Source organism: Huaxiibacter chinensis, assembly GCF_022171985.1.
Taxonomy (GTDB): domain Bacteria; phylum Pseudomonadota; class Gammaproteobacteria; order Enterobacterales; family Enterobacteriaceae; genus Enterobacter; species Enterobacter chinensis_A.
Map to the genome: position 1 here is coordinate 1,069,864 of NZ_JAJVHF010000001.1, position 15,714 is coordinate 1,085,577.

Genomic DNA, 15,714 nt, shown 5'->3' on the forward strand with positions numbered 1-15,714 from the left:
CTTTTTGATTAACTGCTTGTATGATTTGGCTAATTATTCGCCAGATGCCTGCTGCGCTTCCGGCTTGCCGTAGATCAGCAATGGCTTAGACTGGCCGCCGATCACAGACTCGTCGATCACCACTTTTTCGACATCTTCCATGGACGGTAAATCGTACATGGTGTCGAGAAGTGCCGCTTCTACGATTGAACGCAGGCCACGTGCGCCGGTTTTGCGCGCCATCGCTTTCTTGGCAATCGCGTCCAGCGCTTCGTCACGGAATTCCAGATCCACACCTTCAAGGTTGAACAATGCCTGATACTGTTTAGTCAGGGCATTTTTCGGCTCTTTCAGGATCTGAATCAGCGCGTCTTCACTCAGTTCGTTGAGCGTAGCCACAACCGGCAGACGACCAATGAATTCTGGGATCAGACCAAATTTGATCAAATCTTCAGGCTCAACCTGAGAAAGCAGCTCGCCTTCGTTCGGTTTCTCGGAGGTCGCTTTTACCGTTGCGCCAAAACCAATGCCGGAGCCGGTTTCAACACGGTGAGAAATGACCTTGTCGAGTCCCGCAAACGCACCACCACAGATGAACAGAATCTTGGAGGTATCAACCTGCAGGAACTCCTGCTGAGGATGTTTACGCCCACCCTGCGGTGGAACGGCAGCAACGGTGCCTTCGATCAGTTTCAGCAGCGCCTGCTGGACACCTTCCCCTGAAACATCACGGGTTATAGAAGGGTTGTCCGATTTACGCGAAATCTTGTCAATCTCATCGATATAAACGATACCGCGCTGCGCTTTCTGCACATCGTAATCACACTTCTGCAGCAATTTCTGGATGATGTTTTCAACATCTTCACCCACGTAACCGGCTTCGGTCAGCGTGGTGGCATCAGCCATCGTAAACGGAACGTCCAGCAGACGCGCCAGCGTTTCAGCGAGGAGCGTTTTACCGGAACCGGTAGGCCCGATCAGCAGGATGTTACTCTTGCCAAGCTCAACACCATTGCTGGTATCGCCGTTACGCAGACGTTTGTAGTGGTTGTAAACGGCCACTGCCAGCACTTTTTTAGCCTGTTCCTGGCCAATGACGTAGTCATCAAGATGATGACGGATCTCGTGCGGAGTCGGCAACGCGCTGCGCTCGCGGTGCGGCGCAACTTCTTTAATCTCTTCGCGAATGATGTCGTTACACAGATCGACACATTCATCGCAGATATACACGGATGGACCGGCAATCAGTTTACGCACTTCATGCTGGCTTTTGCCGCAAAAAGAGCAGTACAGCAATTTGCCCGAACCATCTTTGCGTTTATCTGTCATGAGTCCAAACCTCTTTTTAAGTTCTTTGTGCCGCACATGACGACGCAAATGCCATTTTCAGACGCAAGCCGCTCGTAAGCAGGATGCCGCCCTACCTTAGTATAGCGGCACACTCGCGCCGTGGGCATCAATTACGATGGGTCAAAATGGAGTCGACTAAGCCGTACTCTACTGCCTCTGATGCGGAGAGGAAGCGATCGCGCTCGGTATCACGCTCGATCTGCTCTAAAGATTGACCCGTATGGTGAGCCATAAGTTCATTCATGCGCCCTTTCACCTTCAGGATTTCACGGGCATGAATTTCAATATCTGTCGCCTGACCCTGATAACCGCCCAGCGGCTGGTGGATCATCACGCGAGAATTTGGCAGACAGAAGCGTTTGCCTTTGGCCCCTGCAGTCAGCAGGAAGGCGCCCATGGAAGCCGCCTGACCCATGCAGATTGTGCTTACATCTGGCTTGATGAATTGCATGGTGTCATAAATTGACATCCCCGCAGTGATTACGCCGCCAGGGGAGTTAATGTACAGGTATATGTCTTTTTCCGGGTTTTCAGCTTCCAGAAACAGCATCTGCGCCACGATCAGGTTAGCCATATGGTCTTCGACCTGGCCTGTCAGAAAGATAACGCGCTCCTTGAGCAGACGGGAATAGATATCAAAAGAACGCTCACCACGTGAGGTCTGTTCGATGACCATCGGCACCAGAGCCATATGGGGTGCTAAGTTATCTCGTTCGCCACTGTATGACATTTCCGTCTCCTGGATAAAAATTGGAAAATACCTGCTGTACTGATTGTAACCTTACGGACGGATTATCAGCCAGTCTCAATCATCGCGCTTACACACTTATGGGGACAGCATCGCCATATTTCAAGCATAACAATATTTTGGTGTTACGCTAACACTGAAAGGGCGTTTTAGCACTCTTCCTGGACTATTACTGCGATAAAAAAAACCCGTCACCAGAAGGTAACGGGCTTTTGTTCAAACTTTAAACCGTTCGGGCAGAATTACGCCTGCTGGTTCATCAGTTCGTTGAAAGAAGTGGCTTTTTCAGACACTTTAGCTTTGGCCAGAACTGCTTCAACAGCCTGTTCTTCCAGTGCTACGTTACGCATGTTGTCCATCAGCTCTTTGTTGCTGCCGTAGAACTCAACCACTTCACGTGGATCTTCATACGCAGACGCCATCTCTTCGATCAGGCCTTTAACGCGATCTTCGTCAGCTTTCAGTTCGTGGGTACGAATCACTTCGCCCAGCAGAAGGCCAACAATTACGCGGCGTTTAGCCTGCTCTTCGAACAGCTCACGAGGCAGTTCCAGCGCTTGCTGCTGGTTGCCACCGAAACGCTGTGCAGCCTGACGACGCAGTACGTCGATTTCGCTGTCGATCAGCGCAGCTGGCACGTCGATTTCGTTCGCTTTTACCAGACCTTCGATCGCCTGAGACTTCACGCGGTTGCGTACAGCGCCGTTCAGCTCACGTTCCATGTTCTTACGCACTTCAGCACGCAGACCGGCAACTGAACCATCTTCCACGCCGAAACGCTTGATGAACTCTTCGGTCAGTTCTGGCAGTTCGCGCTCTTCAACTTTCTTCAGGTTGATGACGAACTTCGCTGCTTTCCCTTTCAGGTTTTCAGCGTGGTATTCTTCCGGGAAGGTCACGTCGATGGTGAACTCTTCGCCCGCTTTGTGGCCTTTGATACCGTCTTCAAAGCCTGGGATCATACGACCCTGGCCCATTGCCAGTACGAAGTCAGACGCTTTGCCGCCTTCGAACTCTTCGCCGTCTACAGAGCCGGAGAAGTCGATGGTTACACGGTCTTCAGCGTCAACGGCGCCGTCTTTGTCTTTCCAGTTCGCCTGCTGCTTGCGCAGGGTATCCAGCATGCCGTCTACGTCTTCGTCAGTCACGGAAACAACTGGTTTTTCAACTTCGATAGATTCCAGACCTTTCAGCTCAACTTCCGGGTACACTTCGAACTCTACGGAGTAGGTGAAGTCTTCGCCCTGTTTGTATTCGCCTGGAACGTAATTCGGCGCACCGGCCGGATTAATTTTTTCTTTGATGATCGCATCAATAAAGTTGCGGCTCATCAGTTCACCCAGCACATCCTGACGCACGGAAGCGCCATAACGCTGAGCAACAACATTCATCGGTACTTTACCCTTGCGGAAGCCGTCAATACGTACTTTTTTTGCTACGTTGACCAGCTCGCTTTTCACAGCAGTTTCGATGCTGTCAGCAGCGATGGTAATCGTTACACGGCGGCCAAGGCCTTGAGTGGTTTCAACTGAAACTTGCATCTTGTTACCTCAAAAAAATCACGGTGCTCGGTCAACTCTGAATTCGTCTCGCCGTACCGGGATGCTCACTTTTAGCAGATTCACATTCCCTGTCGCCAGAATCATCCCGAAGACATTCATTAAGACGCGGCATTATAGCGGCATCACCTGAGTGAGTCGAGAACGGTTGGGGCCTCTAGCTGCGGCTTTTTTCACAATTTAAGGCTAATTTTGGCTTAAATTCTGCCCCAGGCGCTCAAAACTCAGACAAAACAAAACGGCCCGCAGGCCGTTTTGACATAATCTGTATGCAACATACTGGAAAAACTCCCGTCGTTGCAACCCGGATTGTTTAGGCGATGCTGCCTGCACCCCGACACGGCGGAGAGGCAAATATCGTATCCTGCAACCCTTCCCACTCCTTAATGGTGTAGGTGTGTAGGGCCAGCGCATGTACGGTGGTAGATAGCTCTTCCGTTAGCGTACCGTAGATCATACGGTGACGATTGAGAAAACGTTCTCCGGTAAAACGATCGCTGACCAGCACGACTTTGAAATGGCTTTCAGAACCCGCCGGCACGTTGTGACGGTAGCTCTCGTCAACGACTTCGAGGAACACGGGGTTAAACGCTGTCCTTAGTTTTTCTTCGATTTGTTCACGTATCATCATGACATTACTCCTCCGACAACGCTGATAGTTCACCCATCCCTTTAAATGTTAGCCGCTTTTGCCGCTTCCATTACATCCAGGCAACAAATATTTAGCTTTCGTCTGATTTTCTCATTCAAATGGATGAAGTTCACTAAGAACCTCATCCGTTTTGTCCCGGAGAGCGAAAAGAAAATTGGCGAGTGGTCAGATTTCAGACAAGGCGATGAATTTACATGCGTTGACCACTTCCCCTTACCGTTGGCGATGTTATGATGACGGCAATTTTCCTCTCTCTATGCTTACGATCCGTTGAGAACCTGAAATGTTAAAAAAATTATTTTTCCCGTTGGTCGCTCTCTTCATGCTGGCTGGGTGTGCGACTCCGCCAACCACCATTGATGTCTCCCCTAAAATGACCCTGCCGCAGCAGGATCCAAGCCTGATGGGTATCACCGTGAGCATTAACGGTGCCGATCAGCGTCAGGATCAGGCACTGGCCAAAGTCACCCGTGACAACCAGCAAGTCACGCTGACGGCCTCTCGCGATCTGCGCTTCCTGCTGCAGGAAGTGCTGGAGAAGCAAATGACGTCACGCGGATACATGGTGGGGCCAAGCGGCGCGGTTGATCTGCAAATCATCGTGAACAACCTGTACGCAGACGTGTCTCAGGGCAACGTGCGCTACAACATCTCCACGAAAGCCGATATCGCGATCATCGCCACCGCGAAGACGGGCAACAAGATGACCAAAAACTATCGTGCCAGCTACTCTGTTGAAGGCGCATTCCAGGCCACCAACAAAAATATCGCTAATGCGGTGAACAGCGTGCTGACGGACACCATCGCTGATATGGCGCAGGACACCAGTATTCACGACTTCATCAAGCAGAACGCACGTTAATGCCGCCACTGGCCCGACGTGCCGTCGGGCCAGTGCGATATCCTCATGTCGAATAATTACTTACGCATCTTCCAGCAACCCAAATCAGCCATTCTGCTGATCCTTGGCTTCGCCTCCGGTTTACCCCTGGCCCTCACCTCCGGCACGCTTCAGGCGTGGATGACCGTGGAGAATATCGATCTTAAAACCATCGGATTCTTCTCGCTGGTGGGCCAGGCTTATGTCTTTAAATTTTTATGGTCACCGGTGATGGACCGCTATACGCCGCCGTTCCTCGGACGTCGCCGTGGCTGGTTAGTCATTACGCAAGTGCTGCTTTTGCTGGCTATCGCCGCCATGGGCTTCCTTGAACCGGCGTCTCAGCTGCGCTGGATGGCGGCGCTTGCCGTGGTCATTGCCTTTTGCTCCGCCTCGCAGGATATCGTGTTCGATGCCTGGAAAACGGATGTTCTCTCCGCCGAAGAGCGCGGCGCCGGGGCGGCAATTAGCGTGCTGGGCTATCGGCTGGGGATGCTGGTCTCTGGCGGGCTGGCGCTCTGGCTGGCCGATCGCTATTTAGGCTGGCAGGGAATGTACTGGCTGATGGCCATACTCTTAATCCCCTGCATCATCGCCACCTTACTTGCCCCCGAACCCAGCGACGTTATCCCCGTTCCTCGCTCTCTGGAGCAGGCGGTGGCCGAGCCGCTCCGCGACTTTTTTGGCCGTAACAACGCCTGGCTGATCCTGCTGCTCATCGTCCTTTATAAGCTTGGCGATGCCTTTGCCATGAGCCTGACCACCACATTTCTGATTCGCGGCGTCGGGTTTGATGCGGGCGAAGTCGGCGTGGTGAATAAAACGCTGGGCTTACTGGCGACTATTGTCGGTGCGCTTTATGGTGGCGTGTTGATGCAGCGCCTGACGCTGTTCCGCGCACTGCTGATCTTTGGCATTCTTCAGGGGATCTCTAACGCCGGCTACTGGTTACTGGCCGTAACCGACAAACACATGTTCAGCATGGCGGCGGCCGTCTTCTTTGAAAATCTCTGCGGCGGGATGGGAACGGCGGCCTTTGTGGCGTTACTCATGACGCTGTGTAATAAATCCTTCTCGGCAACCCAGTTCGCCCTGCTTTCAGCGCTTTCTGCCGTCGGACGGGTCTACGTTGGCCCTATCGCAGGCTGGTTTGTCGAAGCGCATGGCTGGCCCGCATTTTATCTTTTCTCGGTCGTAGCCGCCGTACCGGGCATATTATTGCTGCTGGTTTGTCGTCAGACGCTGGAATATACCCAGCAAAACGACCATTTTATGCCGCGAACGGATTATCCTCGCGCCTACCGTTTTGCATTGCGCCTGTTAATGGCCGGTTGCCTTCTGCTTGCCCTGTGGTTAGGGGTAATCATTATCAATGCGGTGACCCCGCTCCAGCTGCCCTTTGAGGCGCTTTTGCTGGATATCGGCGGACTGCTGGCCGTCATCGGTATCCTCACCGGGGGCTTCCTCGATTTTCTGGCGATACGGAAAACCCCCTTCAGCATCAGATAAAGCCGAAAGGTTATTTCCCGTTGCAATCACGCTGCGGAATTATAACGGAGAAATAACCTTCCTTCGGTCAAAAAAATATTTGTTGTTTCGTGAGGGATAGCATCTGGAAATTATGGGAGCTTTAAAGAACGCGCTATTTTTCATTAAACGATTCAGCCGATGAAAGATTGAATTTAAGTATTTTATTTGTCTTTTAAATGATGCCTAATTGTTAATTAATTGTTTATTTTTGCTAATGGTTATACCAATTACCCCTTTTAGGCTATTCTCATTAGTGCTTTCGTTATAACACCCATGTAGTGCGGCTTTTGGCTTAAAAGTAGTCACATTTTGCAACACATGTGACACGTGCGGCAGAACCCGGTAACACCTTCCTGACACAGGACTAATGATGTTTACAGTAATGTAACCTTCCCGTAAAATGCCCACACACTTTAAACGCCACCAGGTCCCCGTGGAATTGAGGTCGTTAAATGACACTTAGGAAATACAATAAAAGTTTGGGATGGTTGTCGTTATTTGCAGGCACTGTTTTACTCAGTGGCTGTGATTCTGCGCTACTTGACCCCAAAGGACAGATTGGACTGGAGCAACGCTCACTGATTCTGACGGCCTTCGGCCTGATGATGATTGTCGTTATTCCCGCCATTTTGATGGCTGTTGGTTTCGCCTGGAAGTACCGTGCGAGCAATAAAGATGCGAAGTATAGCCCTAACTGGTCACACTCCAACAAAGTTGAAGCTGTGGTCTGGACGGTTCCTATTCTGATCATCCTGTTCCTTGCCGTGCTGACCTGGAAAACCACTCACGCACTTGAGCCGAGCAAGCCGCTGGTTCACGATGAAAAACCGATTACCATTGAAGTGGTCTCCATGGACTGGAAATGGTTCTTCATCTATCCGGAACAAGGCATTGCTACCGTGAATGAAATCGCCTTCCCGGCGAACACTCCGGTTCAGTTCAAAGTGACCTCCAACTCCGTGATGAACTCCTTCTTTATTCCGCGTCTGGGCAGCCAGATCTACGCGATGGCCGGTATGCAGACTAACCTGCATCTGATCGCGAATGAAGCAGGCACCTACGATGGTATCTCCGCCAGCTATAGTGGCCCGGGCTTCTCAGGTATGAAGTTCAAAGCTATCGCAACGCCAGACCGTGCCGCTTTCGACCAGTGGGTCGCTAAAGCTAAACAGTCTCCTAATGCTATGTCTGACATGGCGGCGTTCGAAAAAGTGGCTACACCTAGCGAATACAACAAGGTGGAATACTTCTCTAACGTGAAACCAGATTTGTTTAAAGATGTTATTGGCAAATTTATGGACCACGGCAAGAGCATGAACGTGACCCAGCCAGAAGGTGAGCACAGCTCGCATGAAGGTATGGAAGGCATGGACATGAGCCACGCGGAAACCTCTCACTAAGGGGCCGAGGAAGAAAATGTTCGGAAAATTGACACTGGATGCAGTGCCGTACCATGAACCGATTATCGTGGTTACGCTCGCTGCAATTATCATTGGTGGTGCGGCCTTAGTGGGCCTGATCACTTACTTCGGTAAGTGGAGCTACCTGTGGAAAGAGTGGCTGACTTCGGTTGACCACAAAAAACTCGGTATCATGTACTGCGTTGTCGGTATCGTCATGTTAATTCGTGGCTTTGCCGATGCAATCATGATGCGTAGCCAGCAGGCTCTCGCTTCGGCGGGTGAAGCCGGCTTCCTGCCGCCGCACCACTACGACCAGATCTTTACCGCTCACGGCGTTATCATGATCTTCTTCGTGGCGATGCCGCTGGTTATCGGTCTGATGAACGTGGTTGTGCCGCTGCAAATCGGCGCGCGCGACGTGGCGTTCCCGTTCCTGAACAACCTGAGCTTCTGGTTCACGGTTGTCGGCGTTATTCTGGTTAACCTGTCACTGGGTGTGGGCGAATTCGCACAGACCGGCTGGCTGGCTTATCCACCGCTCTCGGGAATTGAGTACAGTCCGGGCGTAGGCGTCGATTACTGGATTTGGGCGATTCAGCTCTCCGGTATCGGTACAACGCTGACCGGTATTAACTTCTTCGTGACCATTATCAAGATGCGTGCCCCTGGCATGACGATGTTCAAGATGCCTGTCTTTACCTGGGCTTCTCTGTGCGCCAACATCCTGATTATCGCCTCCTTCCCAATTCTGACGGTTACCGTCGCGTTGCTGACCCTGGATCGTTATCTGGGCACCCATTTCTTCACGAATGATATGGGCGGCAACATGATGATGTACATCAACCTGATTTGGGCCTGGGGTCACCCGGAAGTGTACATTCTGGTTCTGCCTGTCTTTGGTGTGTTCTCAGAAATCGCGGCAACGTTCTCACGTAAACGCCTGTTTGGTTACACCTCTCTGGTGTGGGCAACCGTGTGTATTACCGTCCTGTCGTTCATCGTTTGGCTGCACCACTTCTTCACCATGGGTGCCGGCGCGAACGTAAACGCCTTCTTCGGTATTACCACCATGATTATCGCCATCCCTACCGGGGTGAAGATCTTCAACTGGCTGTTCACTATGTACCAGGGCCGTATCGTGTTCCACTCAGCAATGCTGTGGACCATCGGCTTCATCGTCACCTTCTCCGTAGGTGGGATGACCGGCGTACTGCTGGCCGTACCGGGCGCTGACTTCGTATTGCACAACAGTCTGTTCCTGATTGCGCACTTCCATAACGTTATCATCGGTGGTGTGGTCTTCGGCTGCTTCGCAGGCGTAACGTACTGGTGGCCAAAAGCGTTCGGTTTCACCCTGAACGAAAAATGGGGTAAACGCGCATTCTGGTTCTGGATCATCGGCTTCTTCGTGGCGTTTATGCCGCTGTACGTGCTGGGCTTCATGGGTATGACCCGTCGCCTGAGCCAGCAGATCGATCCGCAGTTCCACCCAATGCTGATGATTGCAGCAGGCGGTGCGGTACTGATTGCCTGTGGTATTGCCTCACAGCTGATTCAGTTCTACGTCTCTATTCGCGACCGCGAACAGAACCGTGACCTGACCGGCGATCCTTGGGGTGGCCGTACGCTGGAGTGGGCAACCTCTTCTCCGCCTCCTTTCTATAACTTTGCCGTAGTGCCGCAGATCCATGAGCGCGATGCATTCTGGGAAATGAAAGAGAAAGGCGAAGCGTACAAGCAACCTGAACATTACGAAGAGATCCACATGCCGAAAAACAGCGGTGCAGGCATTGTTATTGCTGCGTTCGCAACGGTATTTGGCTTCGCCATGATCTGGCACATCTGGTGGCTGGCTATCGCGAGCTTCGCTGGCGTGATCATCAGCTGGATTGTGAAGAGCTTTGACGAGGACGTGGACTACTACGTACCAGTCCGTGAAGTTGAAAAACTGGAAAACCAGCATTTCGACGAGATTTCTAAAGCGGGGCTGAAAAATGGCAACTGATACTTTGGCGCACCCAACCGCCCATGCGCATGATGACCACGCGCACCACGATACAGGGCCGATGAAAGTCTTCGGCTTCTGGATCTACCTGATGAGCGACTGCATTCTGTTCTGCTGTCTGTTCGCGACCTATGCCGTTCTGGTGAACGGCACAGCGGGCGGCCCGACCGGTAAGGACATTTTTGAACTGCCGTTCGTTCTGGTCGAAACGGCTCTGCTGCTGTTCAGCTCCATCACCTACGGCATGGCGGCTATCGCCATGTACAAGAACAACAAAAGCCAGGTTGTCTCCTGGCTGGCGTTGACCTGGCTGTTTGGTGCTGGATTTATCGGGATGGAACTCTATGAATTCCATCACCTGATTGTTGAAGGCTTTGGGCCGGATCGCAGTGGCTTCCTGTCTGCGTTCTTTGCGCTGGTCGGCACTCACGGTCTGCACGTGACCTCCGGTTTAATCTGGATGGCTGTGCTGATGTTCCAGGTGTATCGTCGTGGCCTGACCAATACTAACCGCACCCGTATCATGTGCCTGAGCTTGTTCTGGCACTTCCTTGACGTGGTGTGGATCTGTGTGTTCTCGGTTGTCTATCTGATGGGGGCGATGTAATGAGTCATACTAACGATCATGGCGCTTCCCACGGTAGCGTCAAAACCTACATGACAGGTTTTATCCTGTCGATCATCCTGACGGCGATCCCGTTCTGGATGGTGATGAGCGGAACGGCGTCTCACACGGTGATTCTGGGCACTGTCCTGATCTCTGCTGTGGTACAGATTCTGGTGCATCTGGTTTGCTTCCTGCACATGAACACCAAATCCGATGAGGGCTGGAACATGACGGCCTTTGTCTTTACCGTGATTATCATCGCTATCCTGGTAGTGGGTTCCATCTGGATTATGTGGAACCTCAACTACAACATGATGGTTCACTAAGAGCGGCGAGTATGTTTAAGCAATACCTGCAAGTTACGAAACCAGGCATCATCTTTGGCAACCTAATCTCCGTGATCGGAGGGTTCTTGCTGGCCTCAAAAGGCAGCATTGATTACGCCCTCTTTGCCTCCACGCTGATTGGCGTCTCCTTAGTGGTTGCGTCCGGTTGTGTATTTAACAACTACATCGACATGGATATCGACAGGAAGATGGAAAGGACCAAGAACCGGGTGCTTGTTAAGGGCCTGATTTCTCCTTCCGTCTCGCTGGTGTACGCCACCTTGCTGGGTATTGCTGGCTTTATGCTGCTGTGGTTTGGTGCTAATCCGCTGGCCTGCTGGCTGGGCGTGATGGGGTTCGTGGTGTATGTGGGCATCTACAGCCTGTATATGAAACGTCACTCCGTCTACGGTACGCTGATTGGTTCTCTCTCCGGCGCGGCGCCGCCGGTGATTGGTTACTGCGCCGTCACGAACGAGTTCGACAGCGGTGCGCTGATTCTGCTGGCTATCTTTAGCCTGTGGCAGATGCCGCACTCCTATGCCATTGCGATTTTCCGCTTTAAGGATTATCAGGCAGCGAACATTCCGGTTCTGCCGGTCGTGAAAGGCATTTCAGTCGCCAAGAATCACATCACGGTTTATATCATCGCCTTTGCCGTGGCAACGCTGATGCTCTCTCTGGGCGGTTACGCCGGGTACAAATACCTGGTGGTTGCTGCGGCGGTGAGCGTCTGGTGGCTCGGTATGGCTCTGCGGGGCTATAAGGTTGAAGATGACAAAGTCTGGGCGCGCAAACTGTTTGTGTTCTCGATTGTCGCCATCACCTCCTTATCCGTGATGATGTCCGTGGATTTCATGGTGCCTGAATCGCATAATCTGCTGACGTACGTCTGGTAAGCAGACCTTAAGAAAAAAGCCGGGTTTAACCCGGCTTTTTTATTGCCCTGGCGTCACCCCTTTCTTCAGTAAGATGTTGCCGTATTTGGCCGTTTCCCCTGTCACCACAATGGCAAAAGCCTTTTGCGCGCGCGCATAGAAAGCGTAACGATCGATGCGGACTATCCCCTCCCCTTCTTCCTCGCCAAACAATGCCTGGCGGTAACGTGCTTCCACGCTTGTATCCAGCGTATCGCCTTCAACCGGGGCCATCATCACCAGCGCAGGCGCATAACTGTCGAGCTCAAAGAGCGGGATCACCGCCGCCAGTAAATCGCTTACGCTCAGGCCATCGGCACGAATCACCACAGGCCCCAGGCTGTGGGCGGGAAAATGTGCATCCGAAAAGATAATTTCATCACCGTGCCCCATCTCCGCCAGCGTCTTCAACAGCACAGGCGAAATCAGGGGCGAAATCGTTTTAAGCATGGTTTTTTCCCTCTGGATAAAAATAACGATAGCGGTATTGCACCCGGTCGCGCGCTGCCTCTGCGCTCACCGTTTCTCCCGCGCCCCACCAGCCAAAAAATGAAGCCCCCAGTACCGTCGTTTCACTGTCATCCAGCACTTTTACCGGCAAACCGAGCGCATCGGCTTTCAACTGATTCCACAGCGCATTGCGACTTCCGCCGCCAACCAGCAGCAGCTCACGCGCCTTAAACTGTGCGATATCTTCAAGCGCGGTAAGATTCTCTTTCAGCCGTGCCGTTAATCCTTCAAGCGCCGCGCGATAGAAATGGGCGGGCGTGGCGTTCAGCGTCACCCCCTGCCAGCCGGCAAGCGGAGAATCAAGCAGTCGGGTGTTCATCGTCACGCCATCCGTGCCCTTCGGAATGGCCGCTGCCTGCGCAATTATGGTCTCCCAGTCAGTCTCGGGGGACCAGAACAGTGCGCGGAGCCACTCCAGCACGCCGGAGGCCAGGTATTGTATTCCGGGATTAAACCTTTCCGGCTGGCTGTCCAGTTCACAGGTAGCGCCGCCATAGTGCATCAGCGCAGCGGTATTCACCTGCGATGTCCGCGCCATCAGGATCTCCCAGGTCCCTGAAGAGAGCACCGCTTCGTTTATCCCCGCCCCCGCACCAAACAGCGCAAACTGGGTATCATGTCCGGCTGAGATGACCGGCACGCCGGCCGGCAAGCCTAACCGGGTCGCCACGTCAGGCAGTAACTCTCCCGTGACGTCCCCCGGCGAAACCAGCGGAGGAAACAGCGCGGGTGATAACCCTGTCTTGTTAAGGATCGTTTCGCTGAACTGGCGTTGATGAAGATCGAACAACTGACTGGTACCGGCCATGGTGAGATCGGTCGACATCGTGCCGGTCAGGCGATGATTAATGAGGGAAGAGATAAAAAGCCAGGCATGGGCGCGCTGCAGGCGATCGGGATAGTTTTGCTGCAGCCAGCGTAATTTATACAGCGTATTAAAACTGAACTGCCCGATTCCGGTTATGCGCTGGAGCGCCAGCGGGGAGATCGTGCTGGCAATATCGGCCATCACCGGTACGGTGCGCGGACACTTCCAGCTGATGATGGGGTAAAGCAGCGCGCCGCGTTCATCCACCAGCGCGCCATCCACCCCAAAGGTGGTCACGCAAATCCCGCATAATTTGTATTCGCGCAGCGTGGGGCTAATCTCCTGACAACAGTGGGTAAATCGATCCATGATGGCCTCAAGCGACCACTGATGCCATGCAGGGTTTTCATCGGCCCGCTCGCTGGCGTTCGCCACGGCGGCCCTCGCCACAATGTTCCCTTCAGGATCGAGCGCTATCGCACGCACGTTGGTCGCCCCGCAGTCGAGAACCAGAATACATTTTTTCATGACGGTCCCCTTTGCCGCCAGCCCGCCTGAGCAGGCTGGCAGCCAGACTCAACGTTTATACAGCGGTCCGTAGGTTTCACAGGCGCGATAATCCTGGCCTTCGACGTCCATGCCGTAGGCGCCCCACGCCGTCGGGCGATAGATCTGCTCTTCCGGCACGTTATGCATACAGACAGGGATACGCAGCATGGAGGCCAGCGTAATAAAATCAGCCCCCACATGCCCCACCGTTAACACACCATGGTTTGCGCCCCAGTTTGCCATCACTGAATAGACATCGCTGAAAGGCCCTTTCCCGGTGAGTCGAGGCGCAAACCAGGTCGTCGGCCAGCTGGAATCGGTACGTTTGTTCAGCACGTCATGCACCTCCTCCGGCAGTTCTATGCTCCAGCCCTCCGCAATTTGCAGTACCGGACCAATCCCCTTAATGATGTTGACGCGGGTCATCGTAAACGGCACGCCGCCGCGGGTGAGAAAGTTTGATGAGAAGCCGCCGCCACGAAAATACTCATGCACCGCAGGACACCACTGTGTTGCAGCCAGGCAGGCCTCCGCCTCCTGTTCACTGATTTCCCAGTGTGGCTTCAGCGTCGGATTGCCCTGGGCATCTTTCTGCTCCGCCGTACCGTCCAGCGCCGCTGAGCCGGAGTTGATCAGGTGAATAATGCCGTGTTCCGCCCGTCCGGTAAGTTTCTGCCCGGTAACGCGCAGCACCGACTCCGGCGACCAGAAGGTACGGACATCGGCAAAGATTTGCGCGGTGCCCGTCATCAGATGACCAAACAGCATTGCCACGCCGTTGAGGCTGTCATTTTCGGTGGCGACAACGTAAGGCTGACGGATACCGTTCCAGTCGAAGGAGCTGTTCAGCAAGGCCTCGGCGGTATCGCCGTTTGGATAATGATCCGTCCAGTGACGCTGCCCCTGGAAGCCAGACGCAATCGCGTTATAGCCCAGCGACTCTTCCACACGACCCATATCGGCAAGTTTAGGGTTACCCTGCATCATGTCGCGAATGCACATCGCCATCAGCACGCTTTCTCGCAGGATCTCCGCATTCTGCTCCTCATTACGGCGATACTGCTGGGCATTTTTATCCTCACCGAAACGGAAATGGGCCTTCGCCCAGCCCAGCGCCAGCTCCAGTTCCTGCTCGTCGTAAATCTGATGATCGATACGACGGCGCAGCTCGGTCATGTCCACCGCCTGAACCTTCATGCCAAGCCAGGCTTCAAAGAAGTGGTGATCGACGATCGAACCCGCAATCCCCATTGAAACGCCGCCGACCGACAGATAACTTTTACCCTTCATACTGGCCACCGCCAGACCCGCCCGGGCGAAACGCAGGAGTTTTTCTTCAACGTCCGTCGGGATGACCTCATCACCCGCGTCCTGAACGTCGTGACCATAAATTGAAAAGGCCGGGATGCCTTTCTGGTTATGGGCGGCCAGCGCGGCGGCTAGATAGACCGCACCGGGACGTTCAGTGCCGTTAAAGCCCCAGATCGCTTTGGGACGAAGCGGATCCATATCGATGGTTTCGCTGCCGTAACACCAGCACGGCGTGACGGTGATGGTCAGGCCAACGTGCGACGTACTGAACATCTCTTCGCAGGCCGCGGATTCCGCCATTCCGGCTATGCAGCTCTCGGCAATCACGCATTCCACCGGCGTTCCGCAGGGGTGGCGTAATTTTTCACTCAGCAGCGCGGCCGTGGCTTTCGCCATGTTCATGGTCTGCTCTTCCAGAGATTCACGTACTCCCATCCGGCGGCCATCGATGACAGGTCGTATGCCAATACGGGGTAACGCTTTTTTCGTTTTCATAGCCCTTCCTCACGTTGGTTAACCTATCCGCTTCGTGGGGCATCGCCATGCCTAAAGCGCATCCACAGCACCGGAAGCAGAAAGT

General features: G+C 53.4%; 14 protein-coding genes. 7 read left to right on the forward strand and 7 right to left on the reverse strand.

The window, feature by feature from the left end; all coding sequences use genetic code 11:
* Nucleotides 1–33: 33 nt before the first annotated feature.
* From clpX to bolA, 4 genes are all read right to left on the reverse strand, one after another.
* Nucleotides 34–1,308, reverse strand: a complete 1,275-nt coding sequence (clpX, locus tag LZP96_RS05150) for an ATP-dependent protease ATP-binding subunit ClpX (RefSeq protein WP_064325057.1) — start codon at nt 1,306–1,308, stop codon at nt 34–36.
* Nucleotides 1,309–1,435: 127 nt separating this feature from the next.
* Nucleotides 1,436–2,059: an ATP-dependent Clp endopeptidase proteolytic subunit ClpP gene (gene clpP, locus LZP96_RS05155; protein WP_064325056.1), complete on the reverse strand. Its 624-nt coding sequence runs from the start codon at nt 2,057–2,059 to the stop codon at nt 1,436–1,438.
* A gap of 260 nt (nt 2,060–2,319) precedes the next feature.
* A complete protein-coding gene (gene tig, locus LZP96_RS05160; protein ID WP_064325055.1) occupies nt 2,320–3,618 on the reverse strand; it encodes a trigger factor in 1,299 nt (432 codons plus the stop codon).
* 331 nt (nt 3,619–3,949) lie between these two features.
* Complete coding sequence (bolA, locus tag LZP96_RS05165; RefSeq protein WP_064325054.1) at nt 3,950–4,267, reverse strand: transcriptional regulator BolA; 318 nt, start codon at nt 4,265–4,267, stop codon at nt 3,950–3,952.
* Between the two features lie 304 nt (nt 4,268–4,571).
* Here bolA and LZP96_RS05170 point away from each other — a divergent pair, with 304 nt between their 5' ends.
* The 7 genes from LZP96_RS05170 (at nt 4,572) to cyoE (ending at nt 11,938) form a co-directional block, all read left to right on the forward strand.
* A complete protein-coding gene (locus LZP96_RS05170; protein WP_064325053.1) occupies nt 4,572–5,150 on the forward strand; it encodes a lipoprotein in 579 nt (192 codons plus the stop codon).
* 45 nt (nt 5,151–5,195) lie between these two features.
* Entirely contained in the window at nt 5,196–6,677 is a 1,482-nt protein-coding gene (gene ampG / locus LZP96_RS05175) for a muropeptide MFS transporter AmpG (protein ID WP_064325052.1), read from the forward strand.
* Between the two features lie 473 nt (nt 6,678–7,150).
* The gene (gene cyoA / locus LZP96_RS05180; protein WP_064325051.1) at nt 7,151–8,098 is read left to right on the forward strand and encodes a cytochrome o ubiquinol oxidase subunit II; all 948 of its coding nucleotides are present in this window, start codon (nt 7,151–7,153) and stop codon (nt 8,096–8,098) included.
* 16 nt (nt 8,099–8,114) lie between these two features.
* On the forward strand, nt 8,115–10,106 hold the full coding sequence (gene cyoB / locus LZP96_RS05185; protein WP_064325050.1) for a cytochrome o ubiquinol oxidase subunit I: 1,992 nt from the start codon (nt 8,115–8,117) through the stop codon (nt 10,104–10,106).
* Complete coding sequence (locus LZP96_RS05190; RefSeq protein ID WP_064325049.1) at nt 10,096–10,713, forward strand: cytochrome o ubiquinol oxidase subunit III; 618 nt, start codon at nt 10,096–10,098, stop codon at nt 10,711–10,713. The genes cyoB and LZP96_RS05190 overlap by 11 nt, the downstream gene beginning before the upstream one ends.
* Entirely contained in the window at nt 10,713–11,039 is a 327-nt protein-coding gene (locus LZP96_RS05195) for a cytochrome o ubiquinol oxidase subunit IV (protein WP_064325048.1), read from the forward strand. Before LZP96_RS05190 ends, LZP96_RS05195 begins: the two co-directional genes overlap by 1 nt.
* 11 nt (nt 11,040–11,050) lie before the next feature.
* The gene (gene cyoE, locus LZP96_RS05200) at nt 11,051–11,938 is read left to right on the forward strand and encodes a heme o synthase (RefSeq protein WP_064325047.1); all 888 of its coding nucleotides are present in this window, start codon (nt 11,051–11,053) and stop codon (nt 11,936–11,938) included.
* A 39-nt stretch (nt 11,939–11,977) separates the two neighbouring features.
* Here the strand turns inward: cyoE and fucU are convergent, their stop codons facing one another.
* From fucU to fucI, 3 genes are read right to left on the reverse strand one after another with little or no spacing between them, the layout of a single operon-like run.
* Nucleotides 11,978–12,406, reverse strand: a complete 429-nt coding sequence (gene fucU, locus LZP96_RS05205) for an L-fucose mutarotase (protein WP_064325046.1) — start codon at nt 12,404–12,406, stop codon at nt 11,978–11,980.
* Nucleotides 12,399–13,802 (reverse strand): L-fuculokinase, encoded by a 1,404-nt coding sequence (gene fucK / locus LZP96_RS05210; protein WP_064325045.1) that lies wholly within the window; start codon nt 13,800–13,802, stop codon nt 12,399–12,401. The genes fucU and fucK overlap by 8 nt, the downstream gene beginning before the upstream one ends.
* A gap of 48 nt (nt 13,803–13,850) precedes the next feature.
* Nucleotides 13,851–15,629, reverse strand: a complete 1,779-nt coding sequence (fucI, locus tag LZP96_RS05215) for an L-fucose isomerase (RefSeq protein WP_064325044.1) — start codon at nt 15,627–15,629, stop codon at nt 13,851–13,853.
* Between the last annotated feature and the right edge of the window lie 85 nt (nt 15,630–15,714).

Bases quoted from the DNA above. Each gene is read 5' to 3' on its own strand.
- clpX (WP_064325057.1), bottom strand. From the start codon at position 1,308: ATGACAGATAAACGCAAAGATGGTTCGGGCAAATTGCTGTACTGCTCT.
- clpP (WP_064325056.1), bottom strand. From the start codon at position 2,059: ATGTCATACAGTGGCGAACGAGATAACTTAGCACCCCATATGGCTCTG.
- tig (WP_064325055.1), bottom strand. From the start codon at position 3,618: ATGCAAGTTTCAGTTGAAACCACTCAAGGCCTTGGCCGCCGTGTAACG.
- bolA (WP_064325054.1), bottom strand. From the start codon at position 4,267: ATGATGATACGTGAACAAATCGAAGAAAAACTAAGGACAGCGTTTAAC.
- LZP96_RS05170 (WP_064325053.1), top strand. From the start codon at position 4,572: ATGTTAAAAAAATTATTTTTCCCGTTGGTCGCTCTCTTCATGCTGGCT.
- ampG (WP_064325052.1), top strand. From the start codon at position 5,196: ATGTCGAATAATTACTTACGCATCTTCCAGCAACCCAAATCAGCCATT.
- cyoA (WP_064325051.1), top strand. From the start codon at position 7,151: ATGACACTTAGGAAATACAATAAAAGTTTGGGATGGTTGTCGTTATTT.
- cyoB (WP_064325050.1), top strand. From the start codon at position 8,115: ATGTTCGGAAAATTGACACTGGATGCAGTGCCGTACCATGAACCGATT.
- LZP96_RS05190 (WP_064325049.1), top strand. From the start codon at position 10,096: ATGGCAACTGATACTTTGGCGCACCCAACCGCCCATGCGCATGATGAC.
- LZP96_RS05195 (WP_064325048.1), top strand. From the start codon at position 10,713: ATGAGTCATACTAACGATCATGGCGCTTCCCACGGTAGCGTCAAAACC.
- cyoE (WP_064325047.1), top strand. From the start codon at position 11,051: ATGTTTAAGCAATACCTGCAAGTTACGAAACCAGGCATCATCTTTGGC.
- fucU (WP_064325046.1), bottom strand. From the start codon at position 12,406: ATGCTTAAAACGATTTCGCCCCTGATTTCGCCTGTGCTGTTGAAGACG.
- fucK (WP_064325045.1), bottom strand. From the start codon at position 13,802: ATGAAAAAATGTATTCTGGTTCTCGACTGCGGGGCGACCAACGTGCGT.
- fucI (WP_064325044.1), bottom strand. From the start codon at position 15,629: ATGAAAACGAAAAAAGCGTTACCCCGTATTGGCATACGACCTGTCATC.